The organism is Paenibacillus lentus (assembly GCF_042714055.1).
Classification (GTDB): domain Bacteria; phylum Bacillota; class Bacilli; order Paenibacillales; family Paenibacillaceae; genus Fontibacillus; species Fontibacillus lentus_A.
Genome location: NZ_JBHGVC010000013.1, coordinates 20093 through 37012 on the forward strand (window position 1 = coordinate 20093; position 16920 = coordinate 37012).

The window sequence follows — 16920 nt, forward strand, 5'->3', positions numbered from 1 at the left end:
GAAACGACAAAAGAAGTCGTCAAGAAAGTTCGGAAGACATCTTATCCACGGCGCAAAGCCAAATTTCGGCATAACTCCAGAAAATTTCGGCTATTTGTCCGATCCGGCCTTAATCCTCCATAATATAATGTTTCCCAATCCCGGACAAACTCCTCCAATTTGTTGAAATTCTCTATTGGTTTTGCAGCAAGCGACTCCACATATTCGCGAGCTGTCATCGCCTCCGGCTTGTACCCATAAGTCCGATACAGCTGCTGCCAGACTCTGTCTGCAGCATGCAGCAGCACCCTCTGATCCGGAAAAGCGGCTTTAGGCGAGACAATGAGCTGCCATAACAATATTAAATTGTACCACACAACGATATTTCTGCTGATCCACATGGCGAACCAAATCACAGGCCAAACCGCAAGCAGAGCCGCAGTCCATAGGATCGGCGCTTGAGCTGCCGATTCTCTCAAGATAGATAACCCATGATCAGCAATAACCTTTATCGCTTTAGGCAATCCTTCCGTAGTCTGCATTAAGTTCCAAAACCATGGCGGCAGAAGCTGCCGGTAGCCTGCTGGGGAAGCAAACATGACGGACTCATATCCAGGCGTCGGATCGAACGGAACCCAGCCTTTTCCCGGAAAATAAACCTCCACCCACGCATGCGCGTCCGCATACGATATCGTGTACGAATCAGGCGCTTCTTTGCTGCGCTCTCCTGGAGTAAATCCTTTGACCCAGCGAGCTGGGATCTCGTTGCTGCGCAGCAAAACGACCATTGCCGTAGAGAAATGATCGCAGTAGCCGTGACGGTCAACAAACAGAAATCGATCCACAAAATCCTCATCCGCCGGAGGAACAGCCGAATTCAAGCTATAAGAATAATTCTGCTTCAAATGCCTGGCAATCTCCATCGCCGCATCATAGCGATTATTCGTCTCTTGAACCAGAGATTTGCCCAGCTCGCGGACACGTACAGGCAAGCTCTCCGGGAGCTGAAGGTATTGCTCCTTTATGGATTCCGGGTCATCGCTTTGCAGTTGTCGCAAATGCCCGCCGGCGGTCGGCAGCTGGCTGACAGTCAGTTCATAGCCCCGAATCCTTTTTAAGGGGAATGTCTGATCAGTATTTCCTGCGTTATCCAGATAAATCGCGCCGGTAGCAGGGTTTAAGCTGGCATTGAATGAGACGCTGCGGTTATCCTGGGCAAATACGCGATCGACTTGAATGGGAATGCCTCCGCTAAGGAGCGGCAGCTTGCCGGAGACCGGTTTTTGAAACTCAATCGTTTGTCTGAGCTTAGGGCGACTGGCGATGTCATCCTCCTGCGGCAGCATGCTTGACCAGTTCCCGCTCTCCGTTCCTTTCTCCACGGTTATGGGCTGCAGCCAGCCGCGGCCCGTATACACGCTCTTGCTCTCTCCGCGCCAATAGACGGGCACAGGCGATTTCGCTGTAAAATAAGTATTCCAGCGAAGCTCCAGCGGTGCTCCCAGCTCACTATCATCGTGCCCGTAGCCGGATACACTGGAAGTCGTCACGCTCGCTTTGCCCAAGCTCTCCCTCTCATACCAGCTTTGCAGACTTTTCATCAAAGCCTGCAAGGGCTGCTGCTGATTCGGCTGGGCCGGGAGCAAGAAGCATAGTACGCCAGCGGCAAGAACCAGCCCCGCAACCGTAAGGGGAGCAGAGATTTTGTAGGCTTGGCCGCTTTGATTTTTCCTGGCCGGACTCGAGGGTTCTTGGTTGACGTAACCATTTTCCCTCGTCTGCATTGCAAACGTGTAACACTGTATCCAAAGGCCAATTCCCGCTGCACGCACCAGATTGTAGAATACGGGCACATCAAATATCATCTCGATCGTCAGCAAATAAATCACCGTAACTGACAGGAAGAGCAGAATCGTTTGCCGGCCTACCGCCAGCATCTGGACAGAAACGACCAACAAGCTCCACCCGATCAGCAAGAGAAGCATTCTTGACTCCGAGCTCGCCTCGCTTAGTCTACCCGATTGAAATATCGAAGCTATATCCTGAGCCACGATTTCCCCATATCCATTCATCCAGGACATTCCTTCGTTCATTGCAAACAAATAGAACAAAGCGCCTCCGATTAATATCAGGGACAGCGCAGCTTGCAGCCATGACGCCAGCCGCAGGGAACCCGCCAGCAAAAGGGCGCCTGTTAGGCATAAGAAGACATCAATAACTCTCTTCTCGTCTTCTACCACAATAGAATAAAGCGGATATAGGCTCTCCCCAAAGAGGGCAAACAGAAGCAGCGATACTAGACTTCTGTGCAGCCACAACCGTGCAGCTTCCCGTTTGGTAAATCGAACGGGCGTATTAAGGGGCGAATGATCCAGGTTAGGCGATGCCATGCTCTCCACCCCCCGTCTCCAGCTTCATCCCGGTGGACGTATAGTTCAATAGCGGTACTATATGAATGCCATGCTTTCTAAGCTGGGCAGACAGTTGGCCTGGGCCATCCCCTGAAAAGCTGCCAAAGCTGGATTTGTCACTGAACGAGCTAGATCGTTCATGGGCAATACCATCCTTCATGGGCATGCTTAGTTCACCGGCGCACCACAAATCCAGCACGGCTCCAGCGTCGGCCATTTGCAGCAGTCTTGCCACGAGGGAAGACGTCAAATATCCGGTTATTACTGTAATTCGCTGCCCGTGAGCCGGATTATTCCCCAGCTCCGCAGCGCGAAGTGAAGGATCGAAATGGTCAGCCCCAAGCTGAGCATGTGCCAAAACCTCTAGCCCCTTATAAAGCCCTTCTTTGCCGCTAAGCTGAAGATGGCGGTTCCCTGGCCATAAGCATAGCTGAAACCCTTCTGCTCCTCTGCTCTCCCGGTGCAGCCATGCCGCTGCAGCCGAGATGGCAATTTCAAATATCTCCTGCCGAGCCTGCTCATCTTGGCTATACTGCCCTTCAGCGGAATAAGACTTTCTGTCCGTATCAAGAAGCAAGCAGGAGGGGGGCTCGGAAATTTCCTCCGGTACGCGGGAAATAAGCTCGCCACGGCGAGCGGAGCTTTTCCAATGAATGAATTTAAGCGGATCCCCGGCTTCATACCCTCTTAAGCGGCTGTCCCAAAACGAGGCAAGGCCTGTTGATTCCGCCGACAGTTCACCACTGCCATCCTCATCCCGCCCCTTTAAACCATCAGACGAAAACATACGCAGGGGAAGCGGTTGGACGAGAAGCTTATCGCTTCCCTGATGATAAAGGCTGCGTTTAAACCAACCAAAGACATCGCCCCAGGCAATTCTGGTAGTCCCTTCCGTGTATACGCCACGCGGGACTCCATCCAAACGATAGGTACCACTATAGTTGCGTCTGAATCCGCTGAACAGCAGCTTGCCGCTTTCCTGCTCGTCACCCGCCAAACAATCCTCCACCTGCACCCAGAGAGGAGGGATTCCTCCTATTAATCGCACATGAACCGTAACCTCCACGTCCTCCCCGTCAAGAGGGGATAGAGGCGACCAAGTGCGTTGTATTTCGACTTTTCTCGGCCCGGATAGCTGGGTAAAGCCCCCCACTAGTGCAATGGAGCACGCCAACAGGAAAAGAAATAACGAAGAGGTTCCTCCTTTCACAGCGTAAACGGCACCGAGCAGAGCAATGACTGGCGCAGCTGCAATCCACGGCCGCAGGCTTTTGCCCATCATGATGATACTCCCCGGTGCGGATGAGATACCGGCACCTTGCCCTGGGACAATAGATCTTCAACAAGATCCTCTCCGCGCAATCCCGATAATTTCGCCTCAGGCTTCAGCATGATCCGGTGGGACAGAACCGCTGCCGCTACTGCCTTAACATCATCAGGAATCACGTAGGAACGGCCCTTATAATAGGCCATGGCCTGTGCGGCCCCCATCCAGGCCAATGTTCCGCGAGGACTGATTCCGAGCGCAAGCTGGGAATGACGGCGGGATGCATGGGCTATCGCGACTAAATACTGCTTGATCCGTTCATCGACGAGCACTTTCCTAACCTGTCGCTGCATTTGCACCATTTCTTCGAGCAGGAGCACGGGGCGAATCTCCTCTAAAGACAGCCTCTCCTGCATGCGGTCAAGCATTGCAACCTCCTGCTCAGGCTGCGGATAACCGAGGGCAATACGCATTAAAAACCGATCAAGCTGCGCCTCCGGCAATCTGTGGGTTCCCTCATAATCCAACGGATTCTGAGTAGCCAGCAGTAAAAAAGGCTTTGGCAGCGGGTGGGTCACCCCATCCACCGTCACTTTGCGCTCCTCCATCGCCTCCAGCAAGGCGGATTGAGTTCGTGGAGCCGCACGATTAATCTCGTCCGCAAGCACGACATGAGCCATGATCGCCCCTGGACGGAATTCGAACTGGCCTGTCTGGGGATGGTATACCGACACACCGGTCACGTCAGAGGGCATCAAATCCGAGGTGAACTGAATTCGGCCAAATGTGCCGCCGAGACAGGCCGCGAGCGTACGCACCAGCAGCGTCTTGCCAACACCGGGTACATCCTCGAGCAGGATGTGTCCCCCGTACAGCATACTGACGATGGCCAGCTCGATTTCCTTTCTTTTTCCTATAATTACGCTATTTACTCGATTTACTAGTTTGCCGAGCAGATCTGCTGAATAATCATCGATCATGACCTGGCTACCTCCATTTCCGGTCGCTATTCTACCAACCATTGTGGCCAGAACCTACCGAAAATAGACATAGGTGAGAGATACTATCGCAATTGGATTGCGGCACGGCTTGCCTTCAAGACAGGAATCGGTCATGATGCCCGCACTCTTCGCTCCTCCGAACTGGAGGTGACGGAGAGAATGTCATGTCCGGCTACCTCAAGCAGCGTACGCAGCGGCAGCCAGATTAATCCGTTTTTCCTGTCGATGGCAACGGAATATTCTGCTATACCCCCTCCCTCAGCTTCAACGATCATCGTTTCTTTTGCCGAATTAACGGTTATGCTTGTATCCCTCCAGGAAATCACCGCGGTCTGTTCTCTATCATTCCAGCGCACCTCAGCTCCCAGCCGCTCCATGACCGTCCGAAGCGGAACCCGATATTGTCCGTTCTTCAGCTCATATTCCCCTGCTGCAAGCCTTGTCTCTACTCCTCCGGCTTCGACATAAAGCGGTGCGCCAGGGCCAAACAGCGCGGCATTAGGGACGACATGGGCCTCCACCCATACGCTTGAGGGCAGCGGACGCTTGTTGTTTTTCATCTTGGGGGCAATGGCAAATTGAACGGGAGTGTCCCCAGGAGTAATTGCGCGGAATTCATACCCGAGCGATTTATAGAATTCTATAATTTTTGGCAGAGCTTTAACGGTCTCCTCATGACCGCCACCATCATGCATCAGTACGTTCATGGAGCTGCCCTGCTTGGCAGAAGTGACGTTCTTTATAATTTCCGAGGCGGGTACCCCTTTTCGCTTGGAGTCGCCGCTATCGAGATTCCAGTCGAATACTTTATAGCCGCCTTGCTCCAGCAGCTTGAAATAGTTTGCATCGAAATGGCCGTACGTCCCGCCAGGAGCTCTGACAAGCGGAGTGCGCGTCCCCGTAATATTTCTAAGCACTTCCTCCGTCTCCTTGATCTGGAACCAGAACTTCCCAAAGCTGCTGTACAGTTCATCGTATTTATGGTTGTATGTATGATTTCCGATCGCATGTCCGGCCTCGTCGATTCGGTTGACGATCTCCGGGAACCGCTTCGCCTGCTCTCCAAGCAGAAAGAAGGTAGCCGGTACGTCAGCATTTTTCAATATGTCCAAAACGTCGTCAGTCCATTTGCTCGGACCGTCATCGAAGGTAAGGTATACTACTTTGTTTGGTTCCTTGGTGTTTGAGCCGGATGTGGATTTAGGGGACGGAGCTGGCGTGACCTTTCTGTCAGCCGCTGCGACTGAAGTATTTATTGTTTCAGAGGGTTCTGAGGAAGTGGATGATACAGCAGTTCGTGCCATGAAGGCAGCCGCCGTATTCACAGAAGACTGGGCGGCAGCCTCCGGCATCACATTCCGGGTTTTGAAATGAGGATTCACGCTTACGATTAGAATAATAACCATAACTACGGTAACCATGCGAAACAATAGAAGTCCAGCCAGCCATTTTTTATTCATATTGAATCTACCTCCGCCGATTATATCAATTCATTGGGTTTCTGGTAGATTATATGAACGAATAATGAAAAAAAGACTACATGGCGCTATCCTTATTTCGAGCTTGTATGCTCCTGCAAAGCTTCCAGTACTTTTTCGACATGTCCGGCTACTCTGACGCCTCTCCATTCCTGCAGCAGCCGGCCTTCTTCATCGATCAGAAAGGTGGAGCGAACGATTCCTTCATACTCGCGGCCATACAATTTCTTCAATTGCCATACGCCGAACATACGGCAAACGCGATGATCTTCATCGGCAAGCAGCGGAAAAGACAGCCCGTGCTTGGCTATGAATTTATCATGCGCCTTGACGGAGTCCCCGCTAATGCCGAGCACAACGGCCCCATGCTTCATCAACACTTCGCTCTGATCCCGAAAATCGCAGGCCTGCTTCGTGCAAGCCGGTGTCATATCTCTCGGATAAAAATATATAATGACCTTGCGGCCTCGGAATTGGCTTAATGAGATCTCCTCTCCCCCGCTGGCGGGAAGCTGGAAATCTGGAACAAGCTGACCTACCTGCACTTGAACATCCACCATGTTATTAAAACTCCTCTCTGCATTCACAAATACGAAAATTGATTGTACCTACAAAAGAAATTATAATGTATGGGTATGTGAAACATCCAATACAACGGTTCTCATCGTTATCCATCGAAAGGAACGAACAATATGACGAAACGCACAAAACGGACGATCATCTGGTCCATCACCGGAGTTCTGGTCGCCATTGCCGCCGTCGCGGCTTATTATTTTATCGCCATTTACAACCAAGTTGATAAATTCCAGAAGAAAGGCGAGGATTCGCCCTTCTACAATGTGCAGCCGGTTGAGACCAAGAAGGAAGCCCAGCCCCCGAAATGGGAAGGCACCGAGCGGGTCAATATTTTGCTGATGGGCGTGGACGCCCGCGGACTCAAGAAGGGAGAAATCCCTCGATCCGACACAATGATGGTAGCCTCCGTCGATCCCGTAGAGAAGAAGGCCTATCTGTTCTCTATTATGCGTGATACTTATATAAAAATACCAGGCCACGGCTCGGATCGCATCAATGCGGCCATTACCTTCGGCCCCAACAAGGCGATGGAGACGGTCTCTGAGCTGCTTGGCATCCCGATTCAATATTACGTCTATACCGACTTCCAGGGCTTTATCGAGCTTGTTGACGCCATCGGGGGCGTTGACTTCTACGTCGAGAAGGATATGCGTTACACCAGTAAGGCAGACAAACATGAATACGATATTAATTTGAAAAAAGGGCAGCAGCATCTGGATGGCAATTCAGCTCTTCAGTATGTTCGTTTCCGTCACGACGCCCTGTCCGACTATACGCGAACCGAGCGCCAGCGCAATTTCCTTAAAGCCGTTGCCGAGAAAATGATATCGACGACATCAATCATGAAGCTCCCGTCGATTCTGGAGAAAGTGAATCCTTACATCGATACGAATTTGACGATCAACGACATGTGGAAGCTTGCTACCGTCGCCTATGATAGCAAAATGGCAGGAAGCGAGCAAATTCCTCCGATGAAGCTGGTCGTGGAGAAGAATGTGGGCGGCTCCGATGTGATAGGTATTCGAAGCGATGAGGAGTTAAAGCAATTTGTACAGGATGTGTTTAGCGCGCCGGTGGAGCAGGACGATGGAACCGATAGTGACAGCGATCCGGCAGGTGCCGAAGATGCAAGCAAGGAGACGAGTGCTGGGACTAGCGCCGAACCCGGAACCAGCAGAAGCACAGGCTCCAGTTCCGGGTCTCCCCCTGCTTCGGATGCACTCCAGAATTAACCTGAAGCGCTAAACATTATCGAAAGGAAGTTGGTCCTCATGAACCGGATTCAATCAGAATATTTATACGAAGAAGCTCTCAAGCATATCGTCGGCGGCGTCAACAGCCCCTCCCGCTCTTTCAAAGCGGTTGGGGGCGGGGCGCCCGTTTTTATGAACAAAGCGGCAGGCTCCCATTTCTGGGACGTAGACGGCAACCGCTATGTCGATTATCTAGGGGCTTACGGCCCGATCATTACCGGCCATGCGCACCCGCATGTAATCCGCGCCATTCAGGAAGCGGCCGCGAACGGCACCTTATACGGGACTCCCACCGAGCTGGAAATCACGCTGGCAAAAATGCTGAAGAACGCGATTCCCTCCATGGACAAGGTCCGTTTTGTCAATTCCGGGACGGAAGCGGTCATGACGACCATTCGCGTAGCCCGCGCCTATACGAAGCGCAATAAAATCATTAAATTTGCCGGCTGCTACCACGGCCATTCCGACCTCGTGCTGGTTGCCGCGGGTTCAGGGCCCTCCACGCTGGGCATTCCGGACAGTGCCGGTATCCCGACCAGCATCGCCCATGAGGTGATTACTGTGCCGTTTAATGACGCTGAAGCGCTGCAGGCTGCCCTGGACAAATGGGGCGACGATGTAGCCGCGGTAATGGTCGAGCCGATTGTCGGCAACTTCGGTATGGTCATGCCGAAGGAAGGCTTCCTCGAAGACTTGTGCAGACTCGCCCGGCAGTACGGGGCGCTTGTCATCTACGACGAGGTGATCACCGCCTTCCGCTTCCATTACGGCTCAGCCCAGACGTTTAGCGGTCTGGCCAACCATGATGCAATTCAGCCGGATTTGACCGCGTTAGGCAAAATCATCGGCGGCGGGTTGCCAATCGGCGCTTACGGCGGCAGCAAGGAAGTCATGGAGCAGGTCGCGCCGCTCGGCCCGGCATATCAGGCCGGAACAATGGCCGGCAACCCGGCCTCCATTTCCGCCGGAATCGCCTGTCTGGAAGTATTGCAGGAGGAGGGTGTCTATCCGGAAATGGAACGCCTCGCCGTCAAGCTGACGAACGGGCTGGCGAATTCCGCGCAGCGCTATGGTATTCCACTGACGATCAACCGTATTGCCGGAGCTTTCTCCACGCATTTCTGCGACCGTCCGGTAACCAACTATGATGAAGCGCAGAATACCGACAGCAACATGTTCGCGGCCTTCTTCCGGGCCATGCTGAATCGAGGCGTAAACCTGGCTCCTTCCAAGTATGAGGCCTGGTTCCTCACCACAGCCCATACGGAAGAAGATATTGATTTCACGCTCGATGCGGCAGACGCCTCCTTCCGTGAAATCAGCGGCCGCTAGAATAGAGAATCCTAAAGTAAAATATATAACGTGCACAAAGGGCGGCCCGCATGATCTTGCGGGCCGCCCTCTCTTCTATTTAGGATCGCTGCAGCTATAAGTTATAAATTTATAAATACGGTCTTGCTCTTCTCTGCATACTGAACATCTAAGCCTAACCCTTGGGCAAGGAGCGCTAAAGGAACATAGGTTTTGGATTCCTGCCCGATTTTATTCAGAAAAGCCGGGCTATTCGTAGCAACTGACACCCCGTTAGCGATGATCTCGCTAGAGCCGATCGGGATGATAACCGTCCGGCCATTGTACGTTACTTCAGCCGTGCTGCTGCGGCTATCCCATGCAGCTGAAGCGCCGATCGCCTCCGTAATGTCCTTCAGCGCCAGAAAGGTCTGATTGTCCCGAAGCACCGGGGCATATGGGGTCTGCAGCTTCTCGCCTTTGACCACGACATGAACCGGCACGCCTTCCTTCAAAGCAGCAGGCTCCCGGTAGCTTCCCCATACCTCCTCGGCAACAACCTTGGCGATCGCTTCGTATCCCGCTTGATTCGGGTGAATATCCCCTGACGGAAAAATATGCGTCAACGCAATTTCCCGCCCCTTGAACGCCTTCGCAACATGCGCAGCCTTTATGAGCTTGCCTTGTCCTGCATACTCGCCGGCAAGCCCTTCAACCGCCGCCGTGAACGTATCTGCCGCACTCTGCAAGTAGTTATAGGCTGAACCGACGATCATCTTGGGCACCGGCTGGTATTGATCCATCAGGATGATTTGGGCATGAGGATTGATCTCCGTCAAATCATCGATGACCTCCTGCACGTTGAGCGTATAAGCATTCAATAGCTCTCGCCCTTTAGCCTCGATCTCGGTCGCGCTGTAGGTCTCTATATCCGTGAGCAGACTGTACAAGTCGTTTCCGCCGATCGTAATGGTAATCAGGTCAGCCTGCTCTATAGCTGCTCTAGCATCGGCAATCCCTGCCGCGAAGGCGGAGATGCGCGGATCCGGCACGCCTCGCTGAATCATTTCGGGCTTGATAACTCCGCCGCTTTGAATAGCCGAGACGTAATTTTTAAGTCCGCTGCTCGTCAGCCCTAGAATCCCGTAATTGTAAACCTTTGTCCGACCGTGATACAAGCCTTGCTCCCGCAGCCGTTCAACATAGCCGTAGGGAACGCTTTGCTCGTTCATGCCCGGCTCATAGCCCGCACTGATCGAATCGCCTAGAGCCACAATATGGTAGGCTTGCTGCTCCATTCGAATCGTCATAGCCTGCTGAAGGGCTTTGTCTTCGTTTATAGACCGAGAGGCGGCAGTCAGGCAGTTTACCGGAAAAGACAACAGCACTGCAAACATAATCAGGCTAGCTGCCGCACATCGAATACTCCATCTTTTTGCAAACAATATACTATTTCACTCCTCATTATGCGCAACCTGGTAAGGCTCGGACGGTTTAGCTTCTAAAGTCGTTCTAACGGAAATAAGGCCCCTGATTACTCAGGGCCTTTGTCGCCACGCGCAGGTTTCTTTAAATACTCATCATACCGACCATCAATTTCTTTCGCCATGCTGCGATATTTCAGCGTTTCCTCCACGATCGGATCCAGCTCCGTCTGAATACGGATTTCATACTTATGCGGAAGCCTTTTTCGCGTTTCTTCCAGCCGTTCCTCCTCACTGGTCTCCTCGACTTCGCTCAGCAATTCGCTAAGCTCCTTCTCCAACTTCTCGCGATCTTCGCTCATCCTGATACACTCCTTCATCATCAAAATGCGTTAAGGAATTACAGAATAGAAAATCATGTCACTGAATGCCGGTAGCATCCGCTGCTTTTAAGGATTGAAGCAGCTCGTCGTGAATTTTTCCGTTTGTCGCCACTAGATGACGCACGCCGAGATGATAAGGATTCCCTGCCGTGTCCGTTACGATTCCTCCCGATTCTTTCACAAGCAGAGCACCTGCCGCTACATCCCAAGCATTCAGCCCTATTTCATAATACCCGCTCAAACGGCCTGCTGCCACATAAGCAAGATGCAGGGCGGCCGAGCCCCCCGCTCTGATGCTCCGTGTCTGCAGCGCCAGGGCATTAATGCCTTTCATATTTGCCGGCAGCGCGAACTGGCGATCGGGGTTGAAGCCCACAGCCAACACGCTGCTGGATAAATCCGCATCCTCCGATACCTGGGTTGGATTACCGTGAACATATGCCCCTTTCCCCTTCTCAGCTACAAATAACTCATCCCGGATCGGATCATAAATAACGCCTACAATGACCTCGCCGCGATAGGCTAATGCAATCGATACGCAAAAGAACGGAAAGCCATGAACGAAATTCGTTGTGCCATCCACCGGATCGACAATCCATAAATACTCCGAAGTGCTCGCCTTGGCTAAAGCTGCCTCTGAAGCAGCCGCACCCGGCGGTACTCCTTCTTCCCCAAGAATATCGTGATCCGGAAAATGAGTAAGTATCAGCTTGCGGATCATGAGCTCCGCACCTTTATCGACATCCGTCACCAAATCCTGTGGCGATAGCTTTGTATCTAATTGTTTGAACATGCCAAGTCTGCTCTTAATCCACTCACCCGCTTTGGATGCGGAGTTGATTGCTACAGCTGTCGGACTTTTACTGCCCACCACGTTGTCGTTTGGTTCCACTAGATTTCACTCTACTTTCTATCTTAATCTTGTAATTCTTTGCCTTTTAAAACTATACGCCCTGAGCAGTGCAAAGTTGCATCCTTTTACCCCGGTTCGGGCTATATTCGGGCGGCTTGACCGAATTTGCCCTCCCTTATGGAAAAAGCCCGTGACCAGCGCAGGTTCGGAACCTGCTCCGGAAACGAACTTTCTTCAACATTAAGTGACATTATGCGCCGACGATATTGTAACCGCCGTCTACGAATATAACCTCTCCTGTAATACCGCGGGAGAGATGACTAATCAGGAACATCGCAGTGTCGCCCACTTCTGCCGTTTCAGTCGTTTTACGCAATGGAGCCTTCTCTTCAACCTGCTTCAGAATCGAGTTGAAATCACTGATGCCTTTGGCTGCAAGCGTGCGGATCGGCCCAGCCGAAATCGCATTGACGCGGATGTTCTTCGGCCCGAGATCATTCGCCAAATAGCGGACAGAGGCTTCCAGGGCTGCCTTGGCAACGCCCATGACGTTATAGTTGCGCATGACGCGCTCGGATCCCATATAAGTCATCGTCATGATGCTGCCGCCTTCTGTCATTAATGGCGCCAGGCGTTTCGATACGGCTACGAGCGAGTATGCGCTAATGTCGTGCGCCAGCGCGAAGCCTTCGCGGGACGTATCCGCAAATTCTCCTGCCAAATCCTCCGCCTTCGCAAATGCGATGCTGTGCACTACGCCATGCAGCACACCGAACTCGCTCTTCAAGCTATCAGCCAGCCTGTCGATATCTTCATCGACCGTTACGTTGCAAGGAAGAATCAGCGAGTTAGGAATCGTTTCTGCCAGCTTGCGTACCCGGCCTTCCACCCGTTCACTCTCGTATGTAAACGCCAAACGCGCGCCCTGCTCCGCCAAGCTTTGAGCGATGGCCCATGCGATACTGCGATCATTAGCCACCCCCATAACGATAATATTTTTTCCTGCGAGTAGATCTCCCATATTAGAACATACCTCCAACTAAACGCTAAATTTTGGTGTAGCTTTTACTTCATTTGGTTAAATCATCTGACTTTGGTTTATTTTTGTTCAACTTACCTTATTTCGGTGTTATTTTCAAGCTCTAAGGGATGATTCGAACGCTTGCCTCATTAAGAATTTCGACGCCGTCTCCTTCATATTTGCGAAAATCCTCCATCAGCGCAAATAGCGCGCCGTCCTTCAGCTTCGCTTCCAGCATTACATCCACCCGCTCGGTTAAGGGGGCGATGGAGCGAAGGAAGTCAAGCAGCGGCCGGGCGATGACGTGATCGGCATGTCCCCTGGGGTCGCTCGCGCTTTTTGGACTGGAGGCGTGAATTTTCGGCGGGAGCGGATCGGCACTGAAGGAGTCGGCCTGAGCAAACGGCGACTGCCATGTACGCCATATACGCGGCCACAAATCCGCAGGCTGCTCCCCTTCATTGTTCACCCATTGATGATGAATATCGAGCACCATCGGAATGCCCAGCGCCTCGCATAGCTCCAGCGTCTCGGGGGCATTAAACGTTTTATCGTCGTTCTCGAACGTAAGCCTCCGCTTGATGCTGTCGGGAAGAGCGGAAACATTCTCCCGAAAACGCTCGGCTGCGGACGGCTTGTCTCCATAGGCACCGCCAACGTGAATATTGTTCTTCGCCCGTCCGTCCAGCCCCATGGCATCGAGCATCGCCACATGATGGCGAAGGTCGCGAATCGAGTTATGCAGCACTTCCGGTCGCGGCGTGCTTAACACCGTAAAATGATCCGGATGAAATGAAACGCGCATATCGTGTTTTTTCACAAAATCCCCAACAGCCTGAAATTGCTCCTTAAGCGCTTCATAGGGGTTCCAATCGGTTAGAGCATCATGTGTCGCTAAAGGCAGCAGCTTGGAGGAGAAGCGATATACTTTAATATCGTATGCCTCGTTATGCCGCAAAAGCCGCAGCGTGTTATGCAAATTGTCTGCCGCAATAGATTCCAGACGGCGCACCGCCGCCTCACGGTCGTTCAGACTGCTGAACGTCTTGTAAGTCATCGTCTTAGATGGAGAGGCATTCCCAACGACCGTCGACATAGCTACGTAACCGAAGCGAACGATCAAGCGGTCTCCACGTCCCCGAAGAACATTTCATGCGCAAGCGCCGTCTGTACGGCCGCTTCCTGCTCTGTCAATTGACGAACAAGCTGAAGCTCCACCGACGTGACCTCTTTCCCGTTAAAATTAATTTCAGATACGCAGGCCGTGATTTTGACGATGGCTACAGCCTTGTTTTCCGGCGAATAAGCAATCACCTTCTGCCCCGTTGGATATACGCGCAGCCCTTCCTTCAGCATTTTGCCGCGCCCATATTCCAGCAGCTCGTAAAGCTCCTGCTCATTCTTGAATTTACATACGGAGTTGAATTCGGTTTGAAAGCCCATAATCGATCTTCCTTTCCATCATAATTCCAGCCACATGTTCGGATATATGAAAATGAATATTAGAATTATTGCCATTTTTATTGTATGCCATTTTCGAAATTGAGGTTTTGTCTGGCCTCATACCGCTCCAAAGCCAGCTTGATCAACCGATCCAGCAGCGATTCGTAAGAGACCCCCGTCTCCCGCCAAAGCAGCGGATACATGCTGTACGGTGTAAATCCGGGCATGGTGTTTACTTCGTTGATCCATATCGTCTGATCCGATTTTTTTACAAAAAAGTCCGCCCGGCACAGCCCGTTGCCAGAAATGGCTTTAAATGCTCTGACGGCCAGATCCCGAATTTCCTCCGCAAGCTCCGTATCCAGTTCTGCCGGAATTAGCATTTGCGATTTGCCATCCAAATATTTGGCCTGGTAGTCATAATATTCGCTCGAAGATACGATTTCCCCGGGAACCGATGACATCGGCTCATCATTTCCGAGCACACCAACCTCGATCTCGCGGGCGTCCACGAATTCTTCGACGATCACTTTTATATCGTAGTGCAAAGCCGTGCTTATGGAAGCCAACAATTCTTCACGTGATCTGGCTTTGGATATACCGACGCTGGAGCCCAAATTGGCCGGTTTTACGAAGCAAGGATACCCCAGCTTCTCTTCGATCCCCTGAACGATCGCATGGCTGCCCCGACTCCACTCTGAAGCTGTGAAGTAGCAATATTCACACTGTTCCAGCCCTGCTTCAGCGAACAGCTTCTTCATGACAACTTTGTCCATCCCCGCCGCTGAAGCCAACACGCCCGCACCTACGTACGGCAGGTCTGCCATTTCGAACAAGCCCTGAATCGTGCCATCCTCGCCATACGTGCCATGAAGCAAAGGAAATACTACGTCAATAGTGCTGGCACCTGTCGATAGCTTCTCGAACAGCATATTCATAGCAGCGGACGTATCCTTCGCCCCGTCCTCCAGCTTCAGTTGTTCCAAAGCCCCGAACGGGCCGGAGAGCTTGCTTCCAACCCGCCATTCCCCGCGCTTCGTAATATAAAAAGGCAGTATCTCGTATTTTTCGTAGTTAAATGCCTGTGAGACCGCCAGGGCCGTTTGCAGCGATACTTCGTGTTCTCCCGATTTACCGCCGTAAATAAGTCCAACGGTGAGTTTGTCTTGTCCCATGAGTAACCTCTTTCTTTTGATCGTCATAAATATTCGTCGTATCTTGATGTTCTATGTCATGAAAAACGTCTATCGACGTACTTTCCAAGAGCCAGACCGCATTTAACGGTAGTTTTTCTTGCGATTATAGATTTGTTCAGCTCTGCTGAAAACTTAATAATTCTATCATCTCAAAAATAATCCGCAATCCGAAAAAAACGGTACACGGTGTTCTCGCTCCAGGCATATGAATCCCGATAATCCCAGTAACGATGCTTGCTCGGGGTCGTATGGGCATTCACCAGCGGCATGCCGCCGGCATCGAACGCGGTCACAATCGTGCTGTGCTGATAGCTGCCGTCTCCGTCCCAATCATAAATGATGACATCTCCCAATTGGAGCTGTTCCGGTCTCTCCACGGCTTCCGCCTGGAGTCCTGATCCGCTGTAGGTCAATAGGCGCTCCAGCGCATTGGAGACAGACCAACTATAGCTCCATGCCTCCCGGCCCTTGATATATCCTTTATACCACCAGCCTGATTCTCTTTTTCCAGTATAGTTTATTGGAGCCCCTCCTGCAAAGAGACTCTGGGATATATAATTGGTGCAATCCACTTCAAATGCGGCAAATTCCGGGTTAAAGCCATCCCACCAGCGATCGGCGTACAAAACGGCATCCTCTCGGCGATAGGGAGTGCTGCGCGAGCTTCGGGAACCAAGCACTTGTTTGTTGAGATAGGGACCCGGCAGCTTTCCGGGAGCATTTCCCTCCTCACGTTCAGCCTCGTATGGCAGTCTGAACGGAGCATGACGCTCGTCTACGGGCTGCTCGATCCGCGTAATAATCCATCCGCTCCCCTCCCGTTCAAGCGTCAGACGCTGCCTGTCAATAATCTCCTCTTGATGGCGGGTGCCCCCTTTTTCATAATACGTCTTGCGAGCTAATTGCAGTTCGACTTCAATCTCGCCGGCGCGATTCTCGATCTCCCGCAGCAGTTTAGCCCGAGTCTCACATCGAAGCGGGGTGGCTCTGCGTTCCTTGTACCATTCCTGGAGCCTCCGTTTGCGTTCGCCGCGGTGCAGCAAATATTCCAAATCAGCCACAACAGCATCGGCTCCCTCAGGTCTGGGACGATAATCTACCTCGTCCTGGTTGTGCTGATTCACATATAAGGATAGTGTTCTTCTCCATTCATCGCTCACTTTGGAATCGCCTCCTCATCATTCCCATTTATATGAAAGAACAGGAACGAGTATGTGCCGGAAAAAAGCGCCGGGCAAGCGCCCTCATACCATAAGAACAAGCGATCTGCCAACAAAAAGTTCTTTACTCGCAACAAGGAGGACGGTATACTTAATGTAGTGATAATTTTGAAATACCGTTTCAT

15 protein-coding genes are annotated in these 16920 nt (G+C 51.9%); 2 read left to right on the top strand and 13 right to left on the bottom strand.

Features of this window, described 5'->3' with window-relative positions:
* Positions 1–41 precede the first annotated feature (41 nt).
* From ACE3MQ_RS22360 to bcp, 5 genes are all read right to left on the bottom strand, one after another.
* On the bottom strand, positions 42–2369 hold the full coding sequence (locus ACE3MQ_RS22360) for a transglutaminase-like domain-containing protein (protein ID WP_379396882.1): 2328 nt from the start codon (positions 2367–2369) through the stop codon (positions 42–44).
* Positions 2356–3672: a DUF58 domain-containing protein gene (locus tag ACE3MQ_RS22365; protein ID WP_379396885.1), complete on the bottom strand. Its 1317-nt coding sequence runs from the start codon at positions 3670–3672 to the stop codon at positions 2356–2358. The genes ACE3MQ_RS22360 and ACE3MQ_RS22365 overlap by 14 nt, the downstream gene beginning before the upstream one ends.
* Entirely contained in the window at positions 3669–4637 is a 969-nt protein-coding gene (locus tag ACE3MQ_RS22370) for an AAA family ATPase (protein ID WP_379396887.1), read from the bottom strand. Before ACE3MQ_RS22370 ends, ACE3MQ_RS22365 begins: the two co-directional genes overlap by 4 nt.
* 131 nt (positions 4638–4768) lie before the next feature.
* On the bottom strand, positions 4769–6118 hold the full coding sequence (locus ACE3MQ_RS22375; RefSeq protein WP_379396889.1) for a polysaccharide deacetylase: 1350 nt from the start codon (positions 6116–6118) through the stop codon (positions 4769–4771).
* A gap of 92 nt (positions 6119–6210) precedes the next feature.
* Positions 6211–6696: a thioredoxin-dependent thiol peroxidase gene (gene bcp, locus ACE3MQ_RS22380; RefSeq protein ID WP_379396891.1), complete on the bottom strand. Its 486-nt coding sequence runs from the start codon at positions 6694–6696 to the stop codon at positions 6211–6213.
* A gap of 132 nt (positions 6697–6828) precedes the next feature.
* Between bcp and ACE3MQ_RS22385 the strand changes: the two genes are divergently transcribed.
* Both ACE3MQ_RS22385 and ACE3MQ_RS22390 read left to right on the top strand, forming a co-directional pair.
* Entirely contained in the window at positions 6829–7944 is a 1116-nt protein-coding gene (locus ACE3MQ_RS22385) for an LCP family protein (RefSeq protein ID WP_379396893.1), read from the top strand.
* A gap of 39 nt (positions 7945–7983) precedes the next feature.
* Positions 7984–9297 (top strand): glutamate-1-semialdehyde 2,1-aminomutase, encoded by a 1314-nt coding sequence (locus ACE3MQ_RS22390; RefSeq protein ID WP_379396895.1) that lies wholly within the window; start codon positions 7984–7986, stop codon positions 9295–9297.
* A 101-nt stretch (positions 9298–9398) separates the two neighbouring features.
* Here the strand turns inward: ACE3MQ_RS22390 and ACE3MQ_RS22395 are convergent, their stop codons facing one another.
* From ACE3MQ_RS22395 to ACE3MQ_RS22430, 8 genes are all read right to left on the bottom strand, one after another.
* Positions 9399–10700, bottom strand: a complete 1302-nt coding sequence (locus ACE3MQ_RS22395; RefSeq protein WP_379396897.1) for a stalk domain-containing protein — start codon at positions 10698–10700, stop codon at positions 9399–9401.
* A gap of 89 nt (positions 10701–10789) precedes the next feature.
* Positions 10790–11041 (bottom strand): hypothetical protein, encoded by a 252-nt coding sequence (locus tag ACE3MQ_RS22400; protein ID WP_379396899.1) that lies wholly within the window; start codon positions 11039–11041, stop codon positions 10790–10792.
* Positions 11042–11099: 58 nt separating this feature from the next.
* Entirely contained in the window at positions 11100–11954 is an 855-nt protein-coding gene (locus ACE3MQ_RS22405; RefSeq protein ID WP_379396901.1) for an inositol monophosphatase family protein, read from the bottom strand.
* A gap of 211 nt (positions 11955–12165) precedes the next feature.
* Positions 12166–12936: an enoyl-ACP reductase FabI gene (fabI, locus tag ACE3MQ_RS22410; protein WP_379396903.1), complete on the bottom strand. Its 771-nt coding sequence runs from the start codon at positions 12934–12936 to the stop codon at positions 12166–12168.
* A 121-nt stretch (positions 12937–13057) separates the two neighbouring features.
* The gene (gene uvsE, locus ACE3MQ_RS22415) at positions 13058–14059 is read right to left on the bottom strand and encodes a UV DNA damage repair endonuclease UvsE (protein ID WP_379396905.1); all 1002 of its coding nucleotides are present in this window, start codon (positions 14057–14059) and stop codon (positions 13058–13060) included.
* Positions 14056–14379 carry a hypothetical protein gene (locus ACE3MQ_RS22420; RefSeq protein WP_379396907.1) on the bottom strand — a complete coding sequence of 108 codons (324 nt, stop codon included), beginning with the start codon at positions 14377–14379 and terminating at the stop codon, positions 14056–14058. The genes uvsE and ACE3MQ_RS22420 overlap by 4 nt, the downstream gene beginning before the upstream one ends.
* 77 nt (positions 14380–14456) lie before the next feature.
* Positions 14457–15554 carry a D-alanine--D-alanine ligase gene (locus tag ACE3MQ_RS22425; protein WP_379396909.1) on the bottom strand — a complete coding sequence of 366 codons (1098 nt, stop codon included), beginning with the start codon at positions 15552–15554 and terminating at the stop codon, positions 14457–14459.
* 170 nt (positions 15555–15724) lie between these two features.
* The gene (locus ACE3MQ_RS22430) at positions 15725–16735 is read right to left on the bottom strand and encodes an amidase domain-containing protein (RefSeq protein ID WP_379396911.1); all 1011 of its coding nucleotides are present in this window, start codon (positions 16733–16735) and stop codon (positions 15725–15727) included.
* Positions 16736–16920: the final 185 nt, after the last annotated feature.